At 66.9% G+C, this 24,831-nt stretch carries 22 protein-coding genes and 2 pseudogenes; 18 read left to right on the top strand and 6 right to left on the bottom strand.

Translation table 11 applies throughout. The features are described from left to right. Positions 1 to 41: 41 nt before the first annotated feature. From N4G47_RS16790 to N4G47_RS16780, 3 genes are all read right to left on the bottom strand, one after another. Positions 42 to 845: an SDR family oxidoreductase gene (locus N4G47_RS16790; protein WP_475288902.1), complete on the bottom strand. Its 804-nt coding sequence runs from the start codon at positions 843 to 845 to the stop codon at positions 42 to 44. After that, positions 842 to 1,408, bottom strand: a complete 567-nt coding sequence (locus N4G47_RS16785) for a DUF1415 domain-containing protein (protein WP_475288900.1) — start codon at positions 1,406 to 1,408, stop codon at positions 842 to 844. Before N4G47_RS16785 ends, N4G47_RS16790 begins: the two co-directional genes overlap by 4 nt. Before the next feature lie 101 nt (positions 1,409 to 1,509). Beyond that, on the bottom strand, positions 1,510 to 1,992 hold the full coding sequence (locus N4G47_RS16780) for a YajQ family cyclic di-GMP-binding protein (RefSeq protein WP_006471121.1): 483 nt from the start codon (positions 1,990 to 1,992) through the stop codon (positions 1,510 to 1,512). Positions 1,993 to 2,171: 179 nt separating this feature from the next. Here N4G47_RS16780 and N4G47_RS16775 point away from each other — a divergent pair, with 179 nt between their 5' ends. The 5 genes from N4G47_RS16775 (at position 2,172) to N4G47_RS16755 (ending at position 5,779) form a co-directional block, all read left to right on the top strand. After that, the gene (locus tag N4G47_RS16775) at positions 2,172 to 3,068 is read left to right on the top strand and encodes a DMT family transporter (protein WP_475288898.1); all 897 of its coding nucleotides are present in this window, start codon (positions 2,172 to 2,174) and stop codon (positions 3,066 to 3,068) included. A gap of 209 nt (positions 3,069 to 3,277) precedes the next feature. Then, complete coding sequence (locus N4G47_RS16770; RefSeq protein WP_249842799.1) at positions 3,278 to 4,285, top strand: methionine ABC transporter ATP-binding protein; 1,008 nt, start codon at positions 3,278 to 3,280, stop codon at positions 4,283 to 4,285. Beyond that, positions 4,282 to 4,971 (top strand): methionine ABC transporter permease, encoded by a 690-nt coding sequence (locus tag N4G47_RS16765; protein WP_249842800.1) that lies wholly within the window; start codon positions 4,282 to 4,284, stop codon positions 4,969 to 4,971. The genes N4G47_RS16770 and N4G47_RS16765 overlap by 4 nt, the downstream gene beginning before the upstream one ends. 219 nt (positions 4,972 to 5,190) lie before the next feature. Next, on the top strand, positions 5,191 to 5,469 hold the full coding sequence (locus tag N4G47_RS16760; RefSeq protein ID WP_475288895.1) for a type II toxin-antitoxin system RelE/ParE family toxin: 279 nt from the start codon (positions 5,191 to 5,193) through the stop codon (positions 5,467 to 5,469). Positions 5,470 to 5,479: 10 nt separating this feature from the next. Next, the gene (locus tag N4G47_RS16755; protein WP_475288893.1) at positions 5,480 to 5,779 is read left to right on the top strand and encodes a HigA family addiction module antitoxin; all 300 of its coding nucleotides are present in this window, start codon (positions 5,480 to 5,482) and stop codon (positions 5,777 to 5,779) included. 104 nt (positions 5,780 to 5,883) lie between these two features. On the opposite strand, the gene N4G47_RS16750 is transcribed toward N4G47_RS16755, so the two are convergent. After that, positions 5,884 to 6,486: a lipocalin family protein gene (locus N4G47_RS16750; RefSeq protein ID WP_475288891.1), complete on the bottom strand. Its 603-nt coding sequence runs from the start codon at positions 6,484 to 6,486 to the stop codon at positions 5,884 to 5,886. Positions 6,487 to 6,614: 128 nt separating this feature from the next. Between N4G47_RS16750 and N4G47_RS16745 the strand changes: the two genes are divergently transcribed. Further along, entirely contained in the window at positions 6,615 to 6,938 is a 324-nt protein-coding gene (locus N4G47_RS16745) for a hypothetical protein (RefSeq protein ID WP_475288889.1), read from the top strand. 69 nt (positions 6,939 to 7,007) lie between these two features. After that, positions 7,008 to 9,104, top strand: coding sequence for a prolyl oligopeptidase family serine peptidase (locus N4G47_RS16740; RefSeq protein WP_475288887.1), 2,097 nt, complete (start codon positions 7,008 to 7,010; stop codon positions 9,102 to 9,104). A 47-nt stretch (positions 9,105 to 9,151) separates the two neighbouring features. On the opposite strand, the gene N4G47_RS16735 is transcribed toward N4G47_RS16740, so the two are convergent. Then, positions 9,152 to 10,336: a pyridoxal phosphate-dependent aminotransferase gene (locus tag N4G47_RS16735; protein WP_475288884.1), complete on the bottom strand. Its 1,185-nt coding sequence runs from the start codon at positions 10,334 to 10,336 to the stop codon at positions 9,152 to 9,154. Positions 10,337 to 10,479: 143 nt separating this feature from the next. On the opposite strand from N4G47_RS16735, the gene N4G47_RS16730 reads away from it, so the two are divergent. From N4G47_RS16730 to hslU, 8 genes and pseudogenes are all read left to right on the top strand, one after another. After that, complete coding sequence (locus tag N4G47_RS16730; protein ID WP_475288882.1) at positions 10,480 to 12,591, top strand: S9 family peptidase; 2,112 nt, start codon at positions 10,480 to 10,482, stop codon at positions 12,589 to 12,591. 54 nt (positions 12,592 to 12,645) lie between these two features. Then, positions 12,646 to 13,083 (top strand): YbaN family protein, encoded by a 438-nt coding sequence (locus tag N4G47_RS16725; RefSeq protein ID WP_475288880.1) that lies wholly within the window; start codon positions 12,646 to 12,648, stop codon positions 13,081 to 13,083. 115 nt (positions 13,084 to 13,198) lie between these two features. Next, positions 13,199 to 13,462, top strand: coding sequence for an LPS translocon maturation chaperone LptM (gene lptM, locus N4G47_RS16720; RefSeq protein ID WP_475288878.1), 264 nt, complete (start codon positions 13,199 to 13,201; stop codon positions 13,460 to 13,462). Continuing rightward, a pseudogene (gene dapF, locus N4G47_RS16715) lies at positions 13,455 to 14,305 on the top strand (diaminopimelate epimerase). Before lptM ends, dapF begins: the two are co-directional and overlap by 8 nt. Further along, positions 14,302 to 14,976 carry a DUF484 family protein gene (locus N4G47_RS16710; protein WP_309340021.1) on the top strand — a complete coding sequence of 225 codons (675 nt, stop codon included), beginning with the start codon at positions 14,302 to 14,304 and terminating at the stop codon, positions 14,974 to 14,976. The pseudogene dapF and the gene N4G47_RS16710 overlap by 4 nt, the downstream one beginning before the upstream one ends. A 16-nt stretch (positions 14,977 to 14,992) precedes the next feature. Beyond that, positions 14,993 to 15,889 carry a tyrosine recombinase XerC gene (xerC, locus tag N4G47_RS16705; RefSeq protein ID WP_475288876.1) on the top strand — a complete coding sequence of 299 codons (897 nt, stop codon included), beginning with the start codon at positions 14,993 to 14,995 and terminating at the stop codon, positions 15,887 to 15,889. Positions 15,890 to 15,974: 85 nt separating this feature from the next. Next, positions 15,975 to 16,526 (top strand): ATP-dependent protease subunit HslV, encoded by a 552-nt coding sequence (gene hslV / locus N4G47_RS16700; protein WP_005411093.1) that lies wholly within the window; start codon positions 15,975 to 15,977, stop codon positions 16,524 to 16,526. A gap of 102 nt (positions 16,527 to 16,628) precedes the next feature. Then, a complete protein-coding gene (gene hslU, locus N4G47_RS16695) occupies positions 16,629 to 18,002 on the top strand; it encodes an ATP-dependent protease ATPase subunit HslU (RefSeq protein WP_475288874.1) in 1,374 nt (457 codons plus the stop codon). Positions 18,003 to 18,100: 98 nt separating this feature from the next. Here the strand turns inward: hslU and smeT are convergent, their stop codons facing one another. Further along, entirely contained in the window at positions 18,101 to 18,760 is a 660-nt protein-coding gene (gene smeT / locus N4G47_RS16690; RefSeq protein WP_107231967.1) for an efflux transporter SmeDEF transcriptional repressor SmeT, read from the bottom strand. 208 nt (positions 18,761 to 18,968) lie between these two features. Between smeT and smeD the strand changes: the two genes are divergently transcribed. The 3 genes and pseudogenes from smeD (at position 18,969) to smeF (ending at position 24,779) form a co-directional block, all read left to right on the top strand. Next, entirely contained in the window at positions 18,969 to 20,153 is a 1,185-nt protein-coding gene (gene smeD / locus N4G47_RS16685) for a multidrug efflux RND transporter periplasmic adaptor subunit SmeD (protein WP_107231968.1), read from the top strand. Positions 20,154 to 20,165: 12 nt separating this feature from the next. Then, positions 20,166 to 23,287, top strand: a pseudogene (gene smeE, locus N4G47_RS16680) (multidrug efflux RND transporter permease subunit SmeE). A gap of 91 nt (positions 23,288 to 23,378) precedes the next feature. Next, the gene (smeF, locus tag N4G47_RS16675; protein ID WP_475288871.1) at positions 23,379 to 24,779 is read left to right on the top strand and encodes a multidrug efflux RND transporter outer membrane subunit SmeF; all 1,401 of its coding nucleotides are present in this window, start codon (positions 23,379 to 23,381) and stop codon (positions 24,777 to 24,779) included. Positions 24,780 to 24,831: the final 52 nt, after the last annotated feature.

Genomic DNA, 24,831 nt, shown 5'->3' with positions numbered 1-24,831 from the left:
GGCACATTACCGCTATCCACGCATGGAGTGGATGAGGCGGGTCATTCGGCGTAGATCATCTTCCGGGTCATGCCGCCGTCGACGATGAAATCCTGGCCGGTGCTGAACCCGGACAGCGATGACAGCAGGTACACCGCCAGCGCGCCGATGTCCTCGGGCTGGCCGACGCGGCCGACCGGATGCTGGGCGTGGTCGATGGCCGAGTAATCAGGTTCGTGGCGGCGCGCGGGCGCCTGCCAGGCTGTGGTACTGATCCAGCCAGGGCTGATGCTGTTCACCCGCACCGCCGGGCCGGCGCTGATCGCCAGTGCATGGGTGAAGGCCACCAGCCCGCCCTTGGCCGCGGCATAGGCTTCGCTGTGGGCTTCCGACTGCCAGGCACGGGTGGAGGCGATGTTGATGATCGCGCCCGCCGCGCTGGCCGATAGTGCCGGCAGCGCATGCTTGCAGCACAGGAAGGCGCCATGCAGCGAGGACAGGCGGCGCTGCCATTCGTCCCACGCCATGTCCTGCAGCCGCGTGCCGTGCGGGCCGGCGATGCCGGCATTGTTGACCAGCCCGTCGATGCGGCCGAAGCGCTGCTGCGCCACCGCGATGAACGTGCTGACGCTGGCTTCGTCGGTGATGTCCAGGTGCTGGAACGCGGCATCCTCATCGCGCTGCCATTCGTCCAGGCAGGCCTGCCCGGCCGCGTCGTCGAGGTCGCCGATCAGTACGCGTCCACCGGCACTGAGCACAGCCTGGGCGATGCCACGGCCGATGCCGTTGGCGCCACCGGTCACCAGCACCACCTTGCCTGCCAGCGGCGCGGCCGGCCACGCGGCAATCGGCGGCACGCCGCTCATGACAGGTCTTCGCCGCGCAGGCGCCGATACCAGCCGTCCACGCCGATGCGGTCCAGGGTCTGGATGTTGCGCTCCACGATCACGTCCGGATCGGGGAACGCGTCCACCGCGCGCGCCACGCTGTCTTCGCGCAGCAGGTGCAGGGTGGGGAAGGGCGCGCGGTTGGTGTAGTTGCTGGCATCGTCGGCGGCCACGCCTTCGAATTGGTAATCCGGATGGAAGCTGGCCACCTGCAGGATGCCCTGCAGGTCCAGCGCCTCGATCGCCGCGTCGGCGTTGTCGAGGAAGTCGTTGTAGTCGAGGAAGTCAGCCAGCACCTGCGGGTGCACGATCAAGGTGGTGTCGATCTGCTCGGCCGGTGTGTCGCGCAGCAGCACCAGTTCCTCGGCCAGCTGTTCGACCAGCGCTTCGGGCGTGGTCGCATCGCTGAGCACGAAGCGGACCTGGTCCTTCACGTACACCGCCTTGGCGAACGGGCACAGGTTCAGGCCGATCACGATCCGCTCCAGCCACAGGCGGGTGGCGGCGATCGGGTCATCGGTGGGCAGCTGGGAATCGGTCATGGCGGGCACGTCGGCTGGCGGGGGCGCCATTGTAGGCGCGTGACCGGCAACGCGCCGTCGTGCCTGCCACTGGCGGCGCCGGGTCAGGCCCGGCGGACGCCTCAGTCGCGGAAATTGTTGAACTGCAGCGGCAGCTCGAACTTGCCGGCCTTGAGCACGGCGATGGCATCCTGCAGATCGTCGCGCTTCTTGCCCTGCACGCGCAGCTTGTCGCCGTTGATCTGGCTTTCCACCTTCAGCTTGGCGTCCTTCAGCGCGGCGGCGATCTTCTTGGCGATCTTCTGCTCGATGCCCTGCTTGACGGTGATCTTCTGCCGGGCCTGGGCCAGGTTGGTCTCGATATCGCCGAACTCCAGGCTGAGCACGTCGATGCCGCGTGCGGCCAGGCGCGCGCGCAGGATGTCGTTCATCTGCTTGAGCTGGAACTCGGTCGGCGCGGTCTGGTTGATGACATCACCGTCGCGCTCGAACTTGGCGTCCACGCCCTTGAAGTCGAAGCGGGTGGCCAGTTCGCGGTTGGCCTGGTCGATGGCGTTGGTCAGCTCGTGGGTGTCGACTTCAGACACGACGTCGAAGGAAGGCATGGGCGCGGCTCCGCTGGATTCAGTGGTGGCCATTCTATCGCGTGGGCCCGCCGGCATTCTGTAGAGTCGAGCTTGCTCGACTGGCTTTCACGGGGCAGTCGAGCAAGCTCGACTCTACCGAGGCGGGCAGTCGAGCAAGCTCGACTCTACAGATGGGTAGCGGCGGGCGATAATGGGCCATGAACGTGCAACGCTCCCCTTCGCGCGCGGTGGCCTGGATGGTCGCGGCGGTCGCCTGCTTCTCACTGATGGACGCCGGCATGAAGCAGCTGTCGGCCAGTTATCCCACCCTGGAAGTGACCTTCCTGCGTGGTGCGGCCTCGCTGCCGTTCGTACTGGTCTGGGTGCTGGCCAGTGCCGGGCCGCGCTCGCTGGTGCCGCGCCGCTGGGGCCTGCACCTGCTGCGTGGCGCGCTGGGCATGGCGATGATCGGCTGCTTCGTGTTCGCCCTGCGCGACCTGCCGCTGTCCACCGCCTACACCATCTATTTCGTCGCCCCACTGCTGATCGCCGCGCTGTCGGTGCCGCTGCTGGGTGAGCGGGTCGGGCCGCGGCGCTGGGTGGCCATCGGTATCGGCCTGATCGGCGTGCTGGTGGTGCTGCGGCCGGGTGTGGACGGTTTCATCTCGGTGCCGGGCCTGATGGTGCTGGCCGCGGCCACCGCCTACGCCGTGGCCGCGATCACGGTCAGCCTGCTGACCCGCACCGATACCTCGCAGTCGATGGTGGTCTGGTTCCTGGTGATCATGGCCATGGGTGCCGGTCTGCTGGCCCTTCCTGGCTGGGTGCCGCTGCAGCTTGCACACGCGCCGCTGATCGCCGGCATGGGTCTGGCCGGGGCATTGGGCCAGATCGCCCTGACCAAGGCCTTCCAGCTGGGCGAGGCGTCGATGATCGCGCCGCTGGAGTACAGCGGCCTGGTCTGGGTGATCGGCTGGGATCTGGCCTTCTGGGGCCAGCTGCCGGATGGCTACACCTGGGTGGGTGCGGCGATCATCGTGGCTTCAGGGCTGTACCTGCTGCACCGGGAACGCCTGAACCGGGTGCAGCCGCCGAAACCACTGGACCACCCCTGATCGTGGCGGGCCGGGGGCAACCCGGTAGAGTCGAGCTTGCTCGACTGCACGGGCTGCTGAACGGAAAGCAGTCGAGCAAGCTCGACTCTACCGAAATGGTTCTCTTAGAACCAAAAGGAATAACATTCTGGCCCATGGCGCGGGCGCGCGAGCGTCGGCGCTGGTAGGCTGCACGCCCCCTTCCGTCACCCAGCCGGTGAGCCACGCCCGTGATCGAGTTCCAGCGCCTGCACAAATCCTATGCCGTTGCCGGCCGCGCAGTCAGCGCGCTGCAACCGCTGGACCTGACCATCGAGGCCGGCGAGGTGTTCGGCATCATCGGCCATTCCGGCGCGGGCAAGTCGACCCTGATCCGCATGATCAACCGCCTGGAAGAACCCAGCGGCGGCCGGCTGCTGATCGGCGGCGAGGATGTCACCGCACTGGACGCCGATGGCCTGCGCGCGCTGCGCCGGCGCATCGGCATGATCTTCCAGCATTTCAACCTGCTGTCCTCGCGCACGGTGGCCGGCAACGTGGCCTTCCCGCTGGAACTGGCCGGCACGCCGAAGGCGGAGATCGACGCGCGCGTGGCCGAGCTGCTGCAGACCGTCGGCCTGGAAGCGCACGCGCAGAAGTACCCGGCGCAGCTGTCCGGCGGCCAGAAGCAGCGCGTCGGCATCGCCCGCGCACTGGCCACGCGCCCGCAGATCCTGCTGTGCGATGAGGCCACCAGCGCGCTCGATCCGCAGACCACTGCCTCGGTGCTGTCGCTGCTGTCGAAGATCAACCGCGAGCTGGGCCTGACCATCGTGCTGATCACCCACGAGATGGATGTGATCCGCCGTGTCTGCGACCGTGTGGCCGTGCTCGACGCGGGGCAGATGGTCGAGACCGGGCCGGTCACCCGGGTGTTCCTGCATCCGCAGCATGCGACCACGCGCCGTTTCGTCAGCGAATCGGAGCATGTCGACGAAGGTGCGCTGCACCGTGATTTCGACGTCGTGGGCGGGCGCATCGTGCGCCTGACCTTCCTCGGCTCCGACACCTACGAGCCGTTGCTCGGCAGCGTCGCGCGGCAGACCGGCGTCGACTACAACATCCTGTCCGGCCGTATCGACCGGATCAAGGACACCCCGTATGGCCAGCTGGTGGTCGCCCTGGTGGGCGGTGACCAGTCCGCCGCGCAGGCCGCGTTCGTGGCTGCCGGCGTGCACGTTGAGGAACTGCGTCGATGATCATCGCCACTGCCGGTGGTTTCTTCCGCCATCTGGATGCGGGCAAGTGGGCCGACATCGGCCAGGCCACCATCGACACCCTGCTGATGCTGCTCGGTTCACTGCCGCTGACCCTGGCCATCGGCCTGCCGCTGGGCGTGCTGCTGTACCTGTTCGGCGCGCCGCAGATGAAGCGCCGGCCGTTCGCCTATGGCGTACTGGCGCTGGTGGTGAACCTGCTGCGCTCGGTGCCCTTCATCATCCTGATGATCGTGCTGATCCCGGTCACCCTGTTGCTGATGGGAACTTCGCTGGGTGTTCGCGGCGCGATCGTGCCGCTGGTCATTGGTGCCGCTCCGTTCTACGCGCGGCTGGTGGAGACCGCGCTGCGCGAAGTGGACCGTGGCGTGATCGAAGCCACCCAGGCAATGGGCGCCACCACCTGGCAGCTGGTCACCCGCGTGCTGTTGCCGGAAGCGCGTCCGGGCCTGATTGCCGGTGCGACGGTTACCACCGTGGCGCTGATCGGCTTCACCGCGATGGGCGGTGCGATCGGTTCCGGTGGTCTGGGCGATCTGGCCTTCCGCGATGGCTACCAGCGTTCGCATACCGACGTGGCGCTGGTCACCGTGGTGCTGCTGCTGGTGCTGGTGCAGCTGCTGCAGATGCTCGGCGACCGCCTGGTCGCACATTACAGCCGCAAGTAACGAGGCGCCCCGGCCACATTGGGTAGTGCCGGCCGCTGGCCGGCGGATGTGACAGGGTTGCCGGCCAGCGGCCGGCACTACCGGGATGTTCGCCCGGCGGCCTCATAGCGCGGGGCTCTGAACCCGACTGGGTTGATCGGGAATCGATATCGCCAGACTGGGACTGGCAGCACATCGCCGTCCTTGGTATGTTCCGTTCAACGTAATACGTTTTACGGAATGATCCGTTCATTCCGCTGCAAGCAGACCCGTGCCCTGTTTGAAGGACGCTGTCCGCACGCCTGGCGACCCATACGGCGGGCGGCCGAACGCAAGCTGCAGCTGCTCGATTCGGCACAGACGTTGTCTTTCCTGCGCAGTCCGCCCGGGAACCGGCTGGAGGCGCTGTCAGGTGATCGGAGAGGCCAGTACAGCCTTCGCATCAACGATCAGTGGCGGCTCTGCTTCACCTGGACCGACAACGGTGCGGATGCCGTGGAAATTGTTGACTATCACTGAGGTGCCCGCCATGAAGCGTCCCCACAACGGCATGCGCGCCATCCACCCTGGCGAGGTCCTGCGCGAAGAGTTCCTGGTACCGCTGGGGCTGAGCGTGAATGCGCTGGCGAGGGCCCTGGATGTTCCCGCAACGCGGCTGCATGCCATCGTGCATGGCGAACGCGGCATTTCGGCGGATACCGCCGCACGGCTGGCGCGGCATTTCGGTGGGGATGCCGCGTCCTGGCTTGCGATGCAGGCGGCCTACGATCTCAAGACATTGCCAACGCGCAACGAGATTGAACGCAGGGTGCAGCCGCGGGCGGCCTGAGGTCCGGGCGCCCTGGCCGCATTGGGTTTGCCGGCCAGCGGCCGGCTCTACCCCATTGCCTGGAAACGGTAGTGCCGGCCGCTGGCCGGCAATTCCACATGCGATCAACGCACGTTCGGCACTTCGTAGCCCAGCTTGCCGACCTGCTCCGGGTGCTGCGGCACGCGCTTGAGCTTGTCGGTGTTCACACCGTACTCGTCGCGCAGGCGTTCGGCCAGCTCCTTGTACAGCGTCTTGTCCATGTCCGGGGTGCGCGAGAAGATCCAGGCCATCTCACGGCCCGGGTAGCCGATCAGCGCCCAGGAATAGTCCGGCGCGACTTCCAGCACCCGCGAATGGGTCGGCACGACGCGGTAGAACCAGGTGCGCCAGCCGTGGTTGCCGCTGTCCGGATCGACGCTGGCGCGGGCGCGCACTTCCTGCAGGGGTTCACCGAAGCCATCGCGGTAGCGGTAGGTGATGCCGACCTTGTGGGTGTCGCGCAGTTCGTACTCGTTGACGCTGGCCACATGGCCACGTTCGATGAAGTTGGGCACGCGGCCGATCACATACCAGGTGCCCATGAACCGCTTGAGGTCGATCGGCGCATCCAGGGCAGCCGCACCCGGGGTGCTGGTACGGGGCGACGGCGGCTCACTGGCGGCCATGGCGGGTGCCGCCAGGGACAGGGCCAGCAACACGGCGCAGAACGGGCGGATCGAAGTCATGCGGGAGCGGGCTCGGATGGGCTTTGCCCGAGCATGGTCGACTGTGCGTGCGGGATCCGTCAATGGTGTCGCAACCTGTGAGAAGGGACATGCCCAAGCTGTGTTGCATTGTCTACCGGAGAAGGCTCATGACCGCACGTTCCGCTCGTCGCCCTGCATCTGAACGCGTCAGCCAGCGCGCCGACCCACGCCTGCTGCGCAGCGTGCAGCAGGTGGCCCTGGCCGGCGTGGCCCTGGTACTGGTCTGGCCGGCCGCGCGTGGCAGCAGCGACTGGCTCGGCTGGCTGCCGATGTGGCTGGTGGGCATGCCGCTGGTGGCGTGGTGGGCGCTGTTGCGCCTTCCATTGCCGCGCCCGGGGTGGCTGCGGCTGGCGCGGCGTACCGGTGGACAGGCGCGTCGGCCTGGCCGCGGCGCGACCCGTGGCCGCCGTGGCTCGACGGCCACGGCCTGACCTTCGACACAGGGGATGCGGCGACGTTCCGTGCTAGCGTTCCACGGCTTATGACTGCCTGGAGCTGCAATGTCACGACTCGCTTCCGCCTGCCTGCTGGCCGGCATGATGACCGCTGCCTCGGTGGGAACCGCCGTGGCCGCTGAAGACACCGATCGCTACGCCTGGCTGGAGGACGTCACCGGCGACAAGCCGCTGTCCTGGGTCAAGGAGCAGAACGCCAAGTCCGAGGCGCGCCTGGCGCAGACCCCGGCCTTCAAGCAGATGGAGACCAGCATCCGCGAGGTGCTCGACTCCGACGCCAAGATTCCCGGCGTGCAGAAGATCGGCGACTACTACTACAACTTCTGGAAGGACCAGCAGCACGAGCGCGGCCTGTGGCGGCGCACCACCCTGGCCGAGTACCGCAAGGCCTCGCCGCAGTGGGAAACCGTGCTCGACCTGGATGCACTGAACAAGGCCGAGGGTGAGAACTGGGTCTGGCACGGTGCCGACTGCCTGCGCCCGGACTACAACCGCTGCCTGATCGCGCTGTCGCGCGGTGGTGCCGATGCCGACGTCACCCGCGAATTCGATCTGGCCAACAAGACCTGGATCAAGGATGGCTTCTTCCGTCCGGAATCGAAGGGTGGCCTGAACTGGATCGATCGCGACACGGTGTTCGTCTACACCGATTTCGGTGCCGGCTCGATGACCACCTCCGGCTACCCGCGCGTGGCCAAGCTGTGGAAGCGCGGGACGCCGATGGCCTCGGCCAGCGTGGTCTATGAAGGCAAGCCGGAAGACATGTACATCGCGGCGATGCACGATGACACCCCGGGCTTCGAGCGCAACCTGGTCAGCCGCACGCTGGCGTTCTACAACAACGAGCTCTACCTGCGTGGCGACGACGGCACGCTGACCAAGATCGACGCGCCGAACTCGGCCGAGAAGGGCCTGCACAAGCAGTGGCTGACTCTGGAGCTGCGTGATCCGTGGACCGTCGGTGGCAAGACCTATGCGTCCGGTTCGCTGCTGGCGACCCGGCTGGACGACTTCCTGGCCGGCAAGCGCGACTTCGAGGTGCTGTTCACCCCGACCGCGACCACCTCGCTGGCCAGCGCCACCTGGACCAAAAGCCATCTGGTGCTGAACGTGCTGGATGACGTCAAGAACCGCCTGTCGGTGCTGACCCCGGGCGCCAATGGCTGGCAGACCAGCCGCTTCGTCGGCGCGCCGGCCTTCGGCACGCTGGGCGTGGCCGCAGTGGACAGCAATGACAGCGACGCGGTGTGGCTGACCGCCACCGACTACCTGACCCCGACCACGCTGGCGCTGGCTGAAATCGGCCAGGCACCGGAAACGCTGAAGACCATGCCGGCCTTCTTCGATGCCAAGGGCAAGGTGATCGAGCAGCACTTCGCCACCAGCAAGGACGGCACCCGCGTGCCGTACTTCGTGGTGCACGACAAGGCGATGAAGCTCGATGGTTCCAACCCGACCCTGCTGTACGGCTACGGTGGCTTCGAGATCTCGTTGACCCCGAGCTATTCCGGTGGCATGGGCCGCGCCTGGCTGGACAAGGGCGGCGTGTACGTGGTCGCCAACATCCGCGGCGGTGGCGAGTATGGCCCGCGCTGGCACCAGGCGGCGCTGAAGCAGAACCGCCACAAGGCCTATGAAGACATGGCCGCGGTGGCGCGCGATCTGGTCAAGCGCAAGATCACCACCGCCAAGCACCTGGGCGTGCAGGGCGGCAGCAACGGTGGCCTGCTGACCGGCAACATGCTCACCCAATACCCGGAACTGTTCGGTGCGGTGGTGGTACAGGTGCCGCTGCTGGACATGAAGCGCTACAGCCACCTGCTGGCCGGCGCCTCGTGGATGGCCGAGTACGGCAACCCGGACACCAGCGACTGGAACTTCATCAAGACCTTCTCGCCGTACCACCTGTTCGATGCGAAGAAGAACTACCCGCCGGTGCTGTTCACCACCTCCACCCGCGATGACCGCGTGCACCCGGGCCATGCCCGCAAGATGGCGGCGAAGATGATCGACGCCGGCAAGGACGTGACCTACTACGAGAACATCGAAGGTGGCCACGGCGGTGCAGCCAACAACGCGCAGGCCGCACACATGTCGGCGCTGGCCTACAGCTTCCTGTGGGAACGCCTCGGCGGTAAGTAAGCAGAACGGAAAACGCCGCCCCAGGGCGGCGTTTTTCGTTGCCGGCACTACCGGAAATGCTTCAACCCGCGCGCGATCCGCGCCACCGCCTCCTGCAACCGCGGCACTTCCTGTGTATAGGCCAACCGCACATGCTGGTTGGCACGATGGAAGCCGAAATCCAGGCCCGGGGTGAACGCCACGTGCTCGGTTTCCAGGAAGTGCGCGCAGAACGCCTGCGCGTCGTCGGTGAAGGCGCTGACATCGGCGTAAAGATAGAACGCACCCTGCGGTTCCACCTCGATGCGGAATCCCAGCTCGCGCAACGCGGGCAGCAGGAAATCGCGGCGTTGCCGGAACGCTTCGCGGCGCTGTTCGAAGATCGCCATCGCTTCTTCGCTGAAACACGCCAACGCCGCATGCTGGGCAATGCTCGATGCGCTGATGTACAGGTTCTGCGCCAGCTTCTCCAGGTCCGGTACTGCGGCCGGGGGCGCCACCAGCCAGCCCAGCCGCCAGCCGGTCATGCCGAAGTACTTGGAGAAGCTGTTCAACACGAACGCGCTGTCATCCACCTGCAGCACGCTGGGCGCGTCCAGGCCGTAGGTCAGGCCGTGATAGATCTCGTCCACCACCAGGTGGCCGCCGCGCGCGTGCAGGGTCTTCGACAAGGCCGCCAGTTCGTCGGCCGACAGCACGGTGCCGGTCGGGTTGGCCGGTGAGGCCACCAGCGCGCCGACGCTGTCCGCGTTCCAGTGCTGTTCGAGCAGCGACGGAGTGAGTTGATAGGCGGTCTCCGGCCCGACCGGTACCAGCTGCGCGCCTCCTTCCACCAGTCGCAGGAAGTGGCGGTTGCAGGGGTAGCCGGGGTCGGCCAGCAGCCAGTGGCGGCCTGGATCGACCAGCAGGCTGCTGGCCAGCAGCAGCGCGCCGGAGCCGCCGGGGGTCACCAGGATGCGTTCGGGGTCGATGTCCAGCCCGTAGTGGCTGCGATAGAAGCCGCTGATGGCCTGGCGCAGGGCCGGCAGCCCGCGTGCGGCGGTGTAGCGGGTATGGCCGGCGGCCAGTGCGGCCTGGCCGGCGCGCACGATGGGCTCGGCGGTGGTGAAGTCCGGTTCACCGATTTCCAGGTGGATCACATCGTGGCCGGCCTGTTCCAGCGCCTGCGCGCGGGCCAGCAGCGACATCACGTGGAACGGGGCGATTTCATGGCTGCGCCGGCTGTAGCCCGGCGTGTGGGGCAGGGTGCTCATGCCGCCATGGTACGCCGCCGGCAGGGGCTGCCGCAGCGGTGGTAGAGTCGAGCTTGCTCGACTGCGGTTGCGGTCAGTCGAGCAAGCTCGACTCTACCTGCGCCACGGACGCCATTGCGTAACCGCACAAGGAGCCCTATCTCATGAAATCCACCCTCTGCCTGTTGCTCGCGAGCCTGATGACCACGACCGCTACCGCCGCCACGCCGCCCGTTCCGCCGGATGCCGCCAAGCATCCGCATGTGGTCAAGGCGCCGTTCGGTGCGACCCGTAACGACGACTACTACTGGCTGCGCGACGACAAGCGCGAGAACAAGGACATGCTGGCCTACCTGCAGGCCGAGAATGCCTACGCCGACCAGCTGCTGGCGCCGCTGAAGCCGCTCGAAGACACCCTGTACAAGGAAATCGTCGGCCGCATCAAGCAGGACGATTCCAGCGTGCCGGCGCGTGAGCGCGGTTACTGGTACTACAGCCGCTTCGAAACCGGCCAGGACTACCCGATCCACGCGCGCCGCAAGGGCAGCATGGACGCGGCCGAAGAGATCCTGCTGGACGTCAACGCGATGGCCGCCGGCAAGGGCTATTTCAGCGTCGGCTCGATGGAAGTCAGCCAGGACAACCAGCTGCTGGCCTGGGCCGATGATGACGTCGGCCGCCGCCAGTACACGATCCGCTTCAAGGATCTGGCCACCGGCAAGGTGCTGCCCGATGTGATCACCGGCAGTTCCGGCGACCTGGTCTGGGCCGACGACAACCGCACCGTGCTGTACGTGGAAAACGACCCGGAAACACTGTTGACCGTGCGCGTGAAGAAGCACGTGCTGGGCACCCCGGCCAGCGCTGACACCGTCGTCTACGAAGAGAAGGACGACAGCTTCTACATGGGCATCGGCCGCACCCGCGACGATCGCTTCATCACCATCGGCGTGCACAGCACGGTGTCTTCGGAAGAACGCTATGCGCCGGCCAGCGACCCGACCACGTTCACCGTGCTGGCGCCGCGCCAGCGCGATGTGGAGTACGACGCCGACCACTACGATGGCCGCTGGGTGATCCGTACCAACGACGGTGCGAAGAACTTCAAGCTGGTCACCGCACCGACCGACGCCACCTCGCGCGCGCAATGGAAGGACTGGATCGCGCACGACAATGCGGTGTTCATCGAAGGCTTCGAACTGTTCGACAACTACACCGCCATCGCCGAACGTTCCGAAGGCCTGGAACGCATCCGCCTGCTGTTCAAGGACGGCCGCAGCGACTACGTGAAAGCCGATGAGCCGGCGTACTCGATGGGCCTGGGCGACAACACCGAGGCCGACACGCCGTGGCTGCGCTACGTCTATACCTCGATGACAACCCCGACCACGGTGTTCGAACTGAATACCGCCACCGGCGAGCGCCGCCAGCTGAAGGTGCAGCCGGTGATCGGCTATGACGCCAGCAAGTACGAAACCGACCGCGTCTGGATCACCGCGCGCGATGGCGTGAAGGTGCCGGTGTCGCTGGTCTACCGCAAGGGCTACGAGAAGGATGGCAAGGGCGCGCTGTTCCAGTACGCCTACGGCAGCTACGGCATGTCGATGGACCCGTATTTCAACCAGACCGCGGTGAGCCTGCTTGATCGTGGCGTGGTGTATGCCATCGCGCATATCCGCGGCGGCCAGGAGATGGGCCGTGACTGGTACGAGAACGGCAAGCTGCTGCACAAGCAGAACACCTTCAACGACTTCATCGACGTCACCCGTGGGCTGGTGGCGCAGGGTTGGGCGGCGAAGGACCGCGTCGCGGCCTCCGGTGGCAGCGCCGGTGGCCTGCTGATGGGCGCGGTGGCCAACCAGGCGCCGCAGGATTACCGGGTGATGGTGGCGCAGGTGCCGTTCGTCGATGTGGTCACCACCATGCTCGACCCCACCATTCCGCTGACCACCAACGAGTACGACGAGTGGGGCAACCCGGAACAGAAGCCGTACTACGACTACATGCTGTCCTACTCGCCCTACGACAATGTAAGGAAGCAGGCTTACCCGGCGCTGTTCGTGGGCACCGGCCTGTGGGATTCGCAGGTGCAGTACTGGGAGCCGGCCAAGTGGGTGGCCAAGCTGCGTGACGACAACACCGGCCATTACCCGATCCTGTTCCGCACCAACATGGAAGCCGGCCACGGCGGCAAGTCCGGGCGCTTCCAGCGTTACCGCGAACTGTCCGAGTCGTATGCGTTCGTGCTGCAGCAGCTGGGCATCGCCCAGCCGTGACGGCGACAGGGTGCCGGGCACTGCCTGGCACCCTGAACCGGTATCCTTGCGGCCATGAGCCCACCTGATCCCGTCACCCGCGATGCCGCCACGCCGCCGCGCGTGGTGCGTTTCCGCTGGGTCTGGTGGCTGCTGGCCTACGTCAGCCTGGGCACCGGCATCGTCGGCATCTTCGTGCCGGGCCTGCCGACCACCGTATTCATCCTGATCTCGGCCTGGGCCGCCTCACGCGGCTCCGAACGCCTGCACAACTGGCTGCTGCAGCATCCGCGCTTCGGTCCGGCCATCGCCAACTGGCAGGCGCACGGCGCGGTCAGCCGCTACGGCAAGTGGATGGCCACGATCACCATGGCCGTGTGCGCCGGCATCATGCTGTGGTGCGTGCCGATTGCCTGGGTGAAGTGGTTCTCCATCAGCAGCATGACGGTGGTGGCGATCTGGCTGTGGACCCGGCCGCTGCCGCCGCCCGACAGGGACCGGACGGAGGGGTAGAGTCGACTGTTGGTCGACTGCTCTTGCAACGGCCGCGAAACCCCGCGCTGCGCGCGATAGTCGACCAGCGGTCGACTCTACCTACCGCTCAGCCACCAATGGCTATACTCGGGGCATGAAGATCCCCCATCGAAATGTCCTCCTGATTCCGCTGGCAGCGGCCTCGCTGCTGTTCCTTGCCGCCTGCGGCAACAAGGGCCCGCTGGTACTGCCGCAGAAGCCGGTACCGGTGGAAGAAGCCGTTGAACCGGCGGCCGAGCCCGCCACCGAGGCGACCCCGGCGCAGACCGAAGGCACCGGCACCCCGGCTACGACCGCGGAGCCGGCACCGCAGCCGACGCCGATGCCGGCGAAGAAGGCGGGCGGCGGGAATGAGTAAGAGCGGTTCCACGGCCCTGCGCTTCAGCAAGATGCACGGCGCAGGCAACGATTTCGTGGTGATCGACCTGCGCGATGGCACCCCGCCGCCGACGCCGGAACTGGCCGCACGCCTGGCCGACCGCCATACCGGCGTGGGCTGCGACCAGATCCTGACCATCGAGGCGCCGCGTGCGGAAGGCTCGGTCGCCTCCTACCGCATCTGGAATGCCGATGGCTCCAATTCCGAACAGTGCGGCAACGGCGCGCGCTGCATTGCCGCCTGGCTGGTGCGCGAAGGCAGCGCACAGGGCGATGCCTTCGTCATCGACAGCCCGCTGGCCAGCCATGAAGTGAAGGTGCTGGGCGGGGGCAGTTTGCGGTGACCATGGGCGTGCCCGCGTTCGAGCCGGCCAATGTGCCGTTGATGGGTTTTGCCCACGCGCGCGAGGAGTATCTGCTGCCGTTGCAGGGCGAGAGCGTGCGCTTCGCCGCAGTGTCGATGGGCAACCCGCATGCGGTGATCGAGGTGGGCCTGATCGACGCTGCACCGGTCGAGCGCGTCGGCGCGCTGCTGCAGCAGCATGCGTCGTTCCCGCGCTCGGTGAATGTGGGCTTCGCCCAGGTGATGGGCCCGGAACATGCGCGCCTGCGCGTGTTCGAGCGCGGTGTCGGCGAAACCCTGGCCTGCGGCAGTGGCGCCTGCGCCGCTGCGGTGACCCTGATGCAGCGCGGCCGCTTGCAGCGCGATGCACGCATCAGCCTGCCCGGTGGCGACCTGCGTATCCAGTGGCCGGGCGATGGCCTGCCGGTGGTGATGGCCGGCCCGACCGCATTCGTCTTCGAAGGGGAGTGGATCGCATGACCGAAACCGTCGACAAGCTTGGTGCCCACGAAGTCGCTGCCTGGTTGCGGCGTCATCCGGGGTTCCTCAAGCAGTTCCCGGACCTGGCATTGACCCTGGTGGTGCCGCGCGATGACGGCCCGACCGCGTCGCTGGCCAGCTACCAGCTGGAAGTGCTGCGCGAGAAGAACCGCGAGCTGGCGCGACGGTTGGCCGACCTGGGCGCGACCGCCCAGGTCAACGAGCGGCTGGCGGTGCGTACCCACCAGCTGACCCTGGCGCTGATGAAGCAGGACAACGCCGCCGACACCCTGCGCGCGATGGCCGCCTCGCTGCAGGAAGACTTCGCCGGCGACCTGGTGCGGCTGGTGGTGCACGCGCCGGTGGCCGGGCTGGAACAGGCTGATTGGCTGCAGGTGATTGCCGCCGATGATCCGCAGCTGGCGCCGTTCCGCGATTGCCTGAAGGACGGCGAGCCGATCTGCGGCCGCCTGCAGGCGGAAAAGAACACGGTGCTGTACGGCGTGCGCAGCGAGGAAGTGCAGACCACCGCACTGCTGCCGCTGCCGGGCGTCGGCCTGATCGCGGTCGGCAGCCACGACCCGAACCGCTTCTATCCGGGCATGGGCACCTTGTTCCTGCGCATGATGGGCGATGCCCTGGCCACCGGCCTGAAGCGCTTCGCGGGCTGAGCAGGACCCGACGGCGATGAGCGCGGTACAGGCCTTCCTGCAGCACCTGCAGGTGGAACGGCGGATGTCGGCACATACGCTCGACGCGTACCGCCGCGACCTGGAGGCGCTGTCGCTGTGGTCCGAGCCGCGTGGCGTGGCGGTGGAGGCACTGGATTCCGACGCGTTGCGCCAGTTCGTGGCCGATGAACACCGGCGCGGTCTGTCGGCCAAGAGCCTGCAACGCCGCTTGTCGGCCTGCCGCAGCTTCTACGCGTGGCTGCTCAAGCATGGCCGCATTGAAGTGAGTCCGGCCGCGACGCTGAAGGCACCGCGCGCACCGCGCCGTTTGCCGCAGGTGCTCGATGCCGACGAAGCCGTGCAGCTGGTCGAGCTGGAACCGGAAGGTGAACTCGGCCGCCGTGACCGCGCGCTGCTGGAATTGTTCTATTCCTCGGGCCTGCGTCTGAGCGAAGTCTGCGCACTGACCTGGCGCGACCTGGATTTCGCCAGCGGCCTGGTCAACGTGATGGGCAAGGGCAACCGCCAGCGCCGCGTACCGTTTGGGCGGCCGGCGCGCGAAGCGCTGCAGGCGTGGCGTGCGGAAAGTGGCGGTGGCCCGGCCTCGCCGGTGTTCCCCGGCCGCAACGGGCCGATCAGCCAGCGCGCGGTGCAGATCCGCATCCGCCAGCTGGCGCAGCGCCAGGGCCTGTTCAAGCACGTGCACCCGCACATGCTGCGGCACAGTTTTGCCAGCCATATCCTGGAATCGTCGGGCGATCTGCGCGGCGTGCAGGAGCTGCTCGGCCACGCCGACATCGCCACCACCCAGATCTACACCCATCTCGATTTCCAGCACCTGGCCAAGGTCTACGACGCGGCGCACCCGCGCGCCAAGCGCCGCAAAAGCAACGAGGGCAGCGGAGAAAGCTGAACGTTGCCCCTGCGGCAGCCGGTCGCGGGTGGCTTGAAGGGCGCAGGGCAGTCCCCACCTCTGGTTCTGTCACCCCGGAGGCATCATGGACCCCAGTCAGAACCCCAACGTTTTCCACGCCACCACCATCGTCTGCGTCCGTCGCGGCGAGCACGTGGCCATTGCCGGCGACGGCCAGGTCACGCTGGGCCACACCGTGATGAAGGGCAATGCGCGCAAGGTGCGCCGCCTTGGCCGTGACGGCCAGGTGCTGGCCGGCTTTGCCGGTGCCGCCGCCGATGCCTTCACCCTGTTCGAGCTGTTCGAGGCCAAGCTGGAAAAGCACGGCCAGCTGCAGCGTGCCGCGGTCGAACTGGCCAAGGATTGGCGCACCGAGCGCCGCCTGGGCAAGCTCGAAGCCCTGCTGGCAGTAGCCGACAAGGAAACCTCGCTGATCATCAGCGGCACCGGCGATGTGATCGAGCCGGAGGACGGCATCATCGCCATCGGTTCCGGTGGTTCGTATGCCCTGTCGGCCGCCCGCGCGCTGATGGCGCACACCGAACTGGATGCACGCACCATCGCCAGCGAAGCGATCGGCATCGCCGGCGACATCTGCATCTACACCAACCGCAACGTGGTGGTCGAAGAGCTCTGAGGGAGTGCCGGCCGCTGGCCGGCAACCTCGTGAGCCCCCGCACCCGTGCCTGGTTGCTGGCCAGCGGCCGGCACTACCGACAACGCATCCGTGAGCACATCCATGTCGAAGATCGAAGTTTCCTCCGCCACCATGACCCCGCGCGAGATCGTGCAGGAACTGGACCGGCACATCGTCGGCCAGCACGACGCCAAGCGTGCGGTGGCCATTGCCCTGCGCAACCGCTGGCGCCGCATGCAGCTGCCGGCCGAACTGCGCAATGAAGTGATGCCGAAGAACATCCTGATGATCGGTCCGACCGGCGTCGGCAAGACCGAGATCGCGCGTCGCCTGGCCACGCTGGCCAACGCGCCGTTCGTGAAGGTCGAAGCGACCCGCTTCACCGAAGTGGGCTATGTCGGCAAGGACGTCGAGCAGATCATCCGTGATCTGGCCGATACCGCAGTGAAGCTGTACCGCGAGCAGGCCAAGGTGCGCGTGCGTACCCAGGCCGAAGAACGCGCCGAAGACCGCATCCTCGATGCGCTGCTGCCGCGTCGCAGCGGTGGCATCGGCTTCGATCCGGAAGTGGCGCGCAACGAGCCGTCGGCGCAGGACAACGAGACCCGCATCAAGTTCCGCAAGATGCTGCGCAACGGCGAACTGGACGAGCGCGAGATCGAGCTCGACCTGGCCGCGAACGTGAGCATGGACATCATGACCCCGCCGGGCATGGAGGAAATGGGCCAGCAGCTGAAGTCGATGTTCGCCAACCTCGGTGGCGGCGCCAAGGCGCACAAGCGCACGCTGACCATCAAGGCCGCGCGCCCGCTGCTGATCGAGGAAGAGGCCGGCAAGCTGGTCAACGAGGACGACATCCGCACTGCGGCGATCGAAGCCTGCGAGCAGCACGGCATCGTGTTCATCGACGAGATCGACAAGGTCGCCAAGCGCGGTGACAACGTGGGTGGTGGCGACGTGTCGCGCGAAGGCGTGCAGCGCGACCTGCTGCCGCTGGTGGAAGGCTCCAACGTGTCCACCAAGTACGGCACCATCAAGACCGACCACATCCTGTTCATCGCCTCCGGTGCGTTCCACCTGGCCAAGCCCAGCGACCTGATTCCGGAACTGCAGGGTCGTTTCCCGATCCGCGTGGAGCTGGGCGCGTTGAGCAAGGGCGACTTCGTGCGCATCCTGACCGAACCGAAGGCCGCGCTGACCAAGCAGTACGAAGCGCTGCTGGCCACCGAAGGCGTCAAGGTCAGCTTCACCACCGATGCCATCGAGCGCCTGGCCGAGATCGCCTTCCAGGTGAACGAGCGCCAGGAAAACATCGGTGCGCGCCGCCTGCACACCGTGCTGGAGCGCCTGCTGGATTCGCTCAGCTATGAGGCGCCGGATCGCGATGGTGAAACCCTGGCCATCGACAGCGCCTACGTCGATGCGCACCTGGGTGAGCTGGTGCAGGACCCGGACCTGAGCCGCTACATCCTGTAATGCAGAAGGCCGCCGAAAGGCGGCCTTTTTGTTTGGCCGTCCGCATCCACGCATGGCGTGGATCTACCACGGGAACGCCGGGCCAGGCCCGGCGACGCTCACGCTTCCGGCAGTGGCTCGGGCACCGTGCCCGGCACGAACACGCCGTCCTTCACGTAGGCGGCCAGGGTCATGTCCAGCGCGAGCATGCCGTCGCGCTTGAGGTCCATCAGGTCCGGCTCGACCATCGCGCCATGCAGCACGCCCAGGATCGTCGCGTGCAGCATGCGCGCAGCGATCTTCGGGTCGGCACCGTCGCGCAGTTGGCCCAGATCACCCGCACGGCGCAGGGCGCGCTCCATCCGCTCCAGCGCATCGCGGAAGCCGGCCTGCTGCAGTTCGGTCAGCACCTTGGTATCGGCCGAGGCATCGCTGCGCAGCATGATCTCCATGGTCTTGCGCAGGCGCTCATCTTCGGACAGCTCGATGAACGAGTGGATCATCACCGCGCGCAGGTCATGCACGGGGGTGTCGCGCTGGTCGCTGGAGGTGCGCTCCAGTTCCTGCATGAAGGGCAGGTGCACGCGCTCGACGATCGCGGCCAGCACCTCGCCCTTGTTTTTGAAGTGCCAGTAGACCGCGCCACGGGTATAGCCGGCGCGGGCACCGATCATCTCCAGCGTGGTACGGGCCACGCCGTGTTCATGGAAGCAGGCTTCGGCGGCGTCAAGGATGCCTTCCCGGGTTGCCTGGGTGTCCTCTTTGGTCTTGCGGGCCATGGGTGGGTACGAGTGCGGGTGAAACGTGGCTGAATTGTACCGGTTTACAAACAAACACGCATGTATGTATATTTCCGTCCCATCATTCCCGCCGTGTGCGTGGCAGGCCGTTGCCGGCTGCTGCTCCCCGCCGGTGAGCGTTGCCTGCTGGCGCTTTCGGCCTGTATCAGCGTGTTTTGAGATTCCTTCCCCTGAGAGCCTTTCCGTCATGTTGCTGAGCCGAATCCGACCCATCGCGCTGTCGCTGGCCATCGCCGCGGCCGTGGCTGCCTGCGGCGGCCAACCCCAGGCCCCCGAGCAGGGCCCGGGCGACGTCACCGTGGTCACGCTGAAGTCCGAGACCGTGGGCCTGACCCGCGAACTGCCAGGCCGTACCAACGCCTTCCTGGTTGCCGAAGTGCGCCCGCAGGTCAATGGCATCGTCGCCAAGCGCCTGTTCACCGAAGGTGGCATGGTCAAGGCCGGCGAGCCGCTTTACCAGATCGAGGACGCCAGCTACCGCGCCCAGGCCAACAGCGCCCGTGCCCAGCTGGCCCGCGCCGAAGCCACCGCCAACGCCGCCCGCCTGAGCGCCAAGCGCATCACCGAGCTGGCCAAGGTCGATGCGGTCAGCCAGCAGGATCTGGAAAACGCCGTGGCCGCGCAGAAGCAGGCCGAGGCCGACGTCGGCGCCGCCAAGGCCTCGCTGGATGCAGCCAACGTCACTCTCGGCTACGCCCGCATCACTGCCCCGATCAGCGGCCGCATCGGCAAGTCCAGCGTCACCCAGGGTGCGCTGGTCAGCGCCGGCCAGGCCACGGCACTGGCCACCGTGCAGCAGCTGGACCCGATCTATGTCGACCTGACCCAGTCCTCGGCCGAGCTGCTGCAGCTGCGCCGTGAACTGGCCGCCGGTCGCCTGCAGGACAACCAGACGCTGCCGGTCAGCATCCTGATGGAAGACGGCAGCACCTTCGAGCACAAGGGCTCGCTGGAGTTCTCCGAAGTCAGCGTCGATCCGGCCACCGGCAGCTTCGCGCTGCGCGTGAAGGTGGACAATCCGGACGGCCTGCTGATGCCGGGCATGTACGTGCGTGCAGTGATCGGCGGCGGCGTGCGCAGCGACGCCGTGCTGGTACCGATGCAGGGCATCGCGCGCGATCCGAAGGGCGACACCACCGCGATGGTGGTCGGCAAGGACAACAAGGTCGAAGTGCGCCCGGTCAAGGTCAGCCGCACGGTCGGCGACAAGTGGCTGGTCGAGGACGGCCTGAAGGCCGGCGACAAGGTCATCGTCGAAGGCCTGCAGAAGATCGGCCCCGGCATGCCGGTCAAGGCCACCGAGAAGGGCGCAGCACCGGCCAAGCCGGCTGCCGCCGCCCAGCCTGCCGCCCCGGCCGGCGACGCGAAGTAAGCGGAGAACCCCATGGCACGCTTTTTCATCGATCGACCCATCTTCGCGTGGGTCATCGCCATCATCATCATGCTCGCCGGCGGCTTGGCCCTGTTCAAGCTGCCGGTCTCGATGTACCCCAACGTCGCACCGCCGGCGGTGGAAATCAGCGCCACCTACCCGGGTGCATCGGCCAAGGTGGTCGAGGACTCGGTGACGCAGATCATCGAGCAGAACATGAAGGGCCTTGATGGCCTGATCTACTTCTCCTCCAACAGCTCGTCCAACGGCCAGGCCACCATCACCCTGACCTTCGAGAGCGGCACCAACCCGGACATCGCCCAGGTGCAGGTGCAGAACAAGCTGCAGCTGGCCATGCCGCTGCTGCCGCAGGAAGTGCAGCGGCAGGGCATCAACGTGGCCAAGTCCAGCTCGGGCTTCCTGAACGTCATCGCGTTCGTGTCCGAGGACGGCAGCATGGACGCCAACGACATCGCCGACTATGTCGGTTCCAATGTCGTTGATCGTCTGAGCCGCGTGCCGGGCGTGGGCAACATCCAGGTGTTCGGTGGCAAATACGCCATGCGCATCTGGCTGGACCCGAACAAGCTGCACACCTACGGCCTGTCCGTTGCCGAAGTGACCGCCGCAGTGCAGGCGCAGAACGCCCAGGTGGCGATCGGCCAGCTCGGCGGTGCGCCGTCGGTGAAGGGCCAACAGCTCAATGCCACCATCAACGCGCAGTCGCGCCTGCAGACCCCGAACAGTTCCGCAACATCATCCTGCGCGGCGCGCAGGACGGTGCCGAGCTGCGCCTGGGCGACGTGGCCCGCGTCGAGCTGGGTGCCGAATCCTACGACTTCGTCACCCGCTACAACGGCCAGCCGGCCAGCGGCCTGGCCGTCACCCTGGCCACCGGCGCCAACGCGCTGGATACCGCCGCCGGCGTGGACGCCGCGCTGGAAGACATGAAGAGCTTCTTCCCGGCCGGGCTGAAGGCGGAGATTCCGTACGACACCACGCCGTTCGTGCGCGTGTCGATCAAGGGCGTGGTGCAGACCCTGATCGAAGCGATCGTGCTGGTGTTCGTGGTGATGTACCTGTTCCTGCAGAACTTCCGCGCCACCCTGATCCCGACCATCGCCGTACCGGTGGTGCTGCTGGGTACATTCGGCGTGCTGGCGATGCTCGGCTTCTCGGTGAACATGCTGACCATGTTCGCGATGGTGCTGGCCATCGGCCTGCTGGTGGACGATGCCATCGTGGTGGTGGAGAACGTCGAGCGCATCATGTCCGAGGAAGGACTGTCGCCGCTGGAGGCCACCCGCAAGTCGATGGGCCAGATCACCGGCGCGCTGGTGGGCATCGGCCTGGTGCTGTCGGCGGTGTTCGTGCCGATGGCCTTCATGAGCGGCTCCACCGGCGTGATCTACCGCCAGTTCTCGGCCACGATCGTCTCGGCGATGGCGTTGTCGGTGCTGGTGGCGATCGTGCTGACCCCGGCGCTGTGCGCGACCATGCTCAAGCCGCTGAAGAAGGGTGAGCACCATGTTGCCCACCGTGGCCTGGCTGGCCGTTTCTTCAACGGCTTCAACCGCGGCTTCGACCGCACCAGCGAAAGCTACCAGCGCGGCGTGCGCGGCATCATCCACCGTCCGTGGCGGTTCATGGGCATCGTGGCGGCGCTGTTCGTGCTGATGGGCGTGTTGTTCGTGCGCCTGCCCAGCTCGTTCCTGCCCAACGAAGACCAGGGCGTGCTGATGGCGTTGGTGCAGGCACCGGTCGGTGCCACCCAGGAGCGCACGCTGGAGTCGATCCAGGCACTGGAAAACCACTTCCTGCAGAACGAAAAGGATGCGGTGGATTCGGTGTTCTCGGTCCAGGGCTTCAGCTTCGCCGGCATGGGCCAGAACGCGGGCATGGCCTTCGTCAAGCTCAAGGACTGGAGCGAGCGTGACGCCGACAACGGCGTGATGCCGATCACCGGTCGCGCGATGGCGGCACTGGGCCAGATCAAGGATGCCTTCATCTTCGCCTTCCCGCCGCCGGCCATTCCGGAGCTGGGTACCGCTTCGGGTTACACCTTCTTCCTGAAGGACAACAGCGGCCAGGGCCACGAGGCGCTGGTGGCTGCGCGCAACCAGCTGCTCGGCCTCGCCGCCGGCAGCAAGAAGCTGGCCAACGTGCGTCCGAATGGCCAGGAAGACACGCCGCAGTTCCGTATTGATATCGATGCGGCCAAGGCGACCTCGCTGGGGCTGTCGATCGACCAGATCAACGGCACCCTGGCCGCCGCATGGGGCAGCTCGTACATCGATGACTTCGTCGATCGCGGCCGCGTCAAGCGCGTGTTCGTGCAGGCCGACCAGCCGTTCCGCATGGTGCCGGAGGACTTCGATCTCTGGTCGGTGAAGAACGACAAGGGCGAGATGGTGCCGTTCAGTGCGTTCGCCAGCAAGCGCTGGGACTACGGTTCGCCGCGCCTGGAACGCTACAACGGTGTGTCGGCGATGGAAATCCAGGGCGAACCGGCCCCGGGTGTCGCCTCCGGTGATGCCATGGCCGAGATCGAACAGCTGGCCAAGCAGCTGCCGGCGGGCTTCGGCATCGAGTGGACAGCGATGTCCTACCAGGAGCGCCAGGCCGGCTCGCAGACGCCGCTGCTGTACACGCTGTCGCTGATGATCGTGTTCCTGTGCCTGGCCGCGATGTACGAGAGCTGGAGCGTGCCGACCGCGGTGCTGCTGGCTGCTCCGCTGGGTATTCTCGGTGCGGTGCTGGCCAACACCTTCAAGGGCCTGGAACGCGACATCTACTTCCAGGTGGCGATGCTGACCACGGTGGGTCTGACCAGCAAGAACGCGATCCTGATCGTCGAGTTCGCCAAGGAAAACCTGGAGAAGGGCGCTGGCCTGATCGAATCGATCATGCATGCCGTGCGCGACCGTTTGCGCCCGATCGTGATGACTTCGCTGGCCTTCGGCATGGGCGTGGTTCCGCTGGCGATCTCCACCGGTGCCGGCTCCGGCGCCAAGCAGGCGATCGGCACCGGCGTGCTCGGCGGCATGATCGTCGGCACCGTGCTCGGCGTGTTCTTCGTGCCGCTGTTCTTCGTGGTGGTGCAACGCGTGTTCAAGCGCAAATCCACGACGTAATCGAAACGGTCACTCCGGCCCCAGGCTGGCGTTATCGAAACGGTAGTGCCGGCCGCTGGCCGGCACCGCCTCCTGCCTTCCGGCAGTACCGATGGAAGTCATTCCCATGAAAAGTGCATCCCTGTTCCTTTCCATCACCGCCGCGCTTGCGCTGGCCGGCTGCTCCACCCTGGTCCCGAAGGACACCGCCGTCGCCCCGGCGATTCCGGCGCAGTGGCCGGCTGAAGCGGCGCAGGGCCAGGTGGCCGATGTCGCCACCGTCGGCTGGCGCGACTTCTTCACCGATGCGCGCCTGCAGCAGGTGATCGACCAGTCGCTGCAGAACAATCGTGATCTGCGCGTGGCCGTGCTCAATGTCGAACGCGCGCGTGGCCAGTACCGCGTGCAGCGCGCCGACCGTGTGCCCGGTGTGGCCGTTACCGGCCAGATGGACCGCCGCGGCACCGATGCCGGTGTCACCGAGCAGTTCAGCGCCGGTGTCGGCGTGGCCGACTTCGAGCTGGACCTGTTCGGTCGCGTGCGCAACCTCAGCGAGGCCGCACTGCAGCAGTATTTCGCCGTGGCCGCCAACCGCCGTAACGCGCAGCTGAGCCTGGTGGCCGAGACGGCCACCGCGTGGCTAACCTACGGGGCCGACGCGCAGCAGCTGAAGATCGCCGAGGCCACGCTGAAGACCTACGAGGACTCGCTGCGCCTGGCCGAAGCCCGCCACCAACGCGGTGGCAGTTCAGCGCTGGAGTTGACCCAGACCCGCACGCTGGTGGAAACCGCGCGCACCGATGCCGCACGCCTGCGCGGCCAGCTGGCCCAGGACCGCAACGCGCTGGCCCTGCTGGCCGGCGGCCAGCTCGACCCGGCACTGCTGCCGGCCAGCATCGAGCCGCAACTGCTGGCGTTGGCACCGCCGCCGGCCGGCCTGCCCAGCGACGTGCTGCTGCAGCGCCCGGACATCATGGCCGCCGAACATCAGCTGCTGGCGGCCAACGCCAACATCGGTGCGGCACGCGCGGCGTTCTTCCCGAGCATCTCGCTGACCGGCAGCATCGGCAGCGGCTCCAATGAACTGTCCAACCTGTTCGACAGCGGCACGCGCGTGTGGAGTTTCCTGCCGAAGATCACGTTGCCGATCTTCCAGGGCGGCAAGCTGCGCGCCAACCTGGCCATCGCCAACGCCGATCGTGATATCGCGCTGGCACAGTATGAGAAGGCGATCCAGGTTGGCTTCCGCGAGACCGCCGATGCACTCGCGTTGAACGTCAGCCTGGACGAGCAGGTGGGGGCGCAGGCGCGTCTGGTCGACGCGGCCGAGCAGGCCAACCGTCTGTCGCAGGCGCGTTACGACGCCGGTCTGGACAGCTTCGTGACCCTGCTCGATGCACGGCGTACTGCCTACAGCGCGCAGCAGACGCAGCTGCAGGCGAAGCTGGCGCAGCAGGCCAACCGCATCACCCTGTACAAGGTGCTGGGCGGCGGCTGGCACGAACGCGGGTGACGGAAGCGTACTTCTGTAGAGCCGAGCCCATGCTCGGCTGCCCATGACGTAG

This window comes from Stenotrophomonas sp. GSD10 (assembly GCF_056172695.1).
This window is presented reverse-complemented; position numbering and strand designations above follow the sequence as displayed.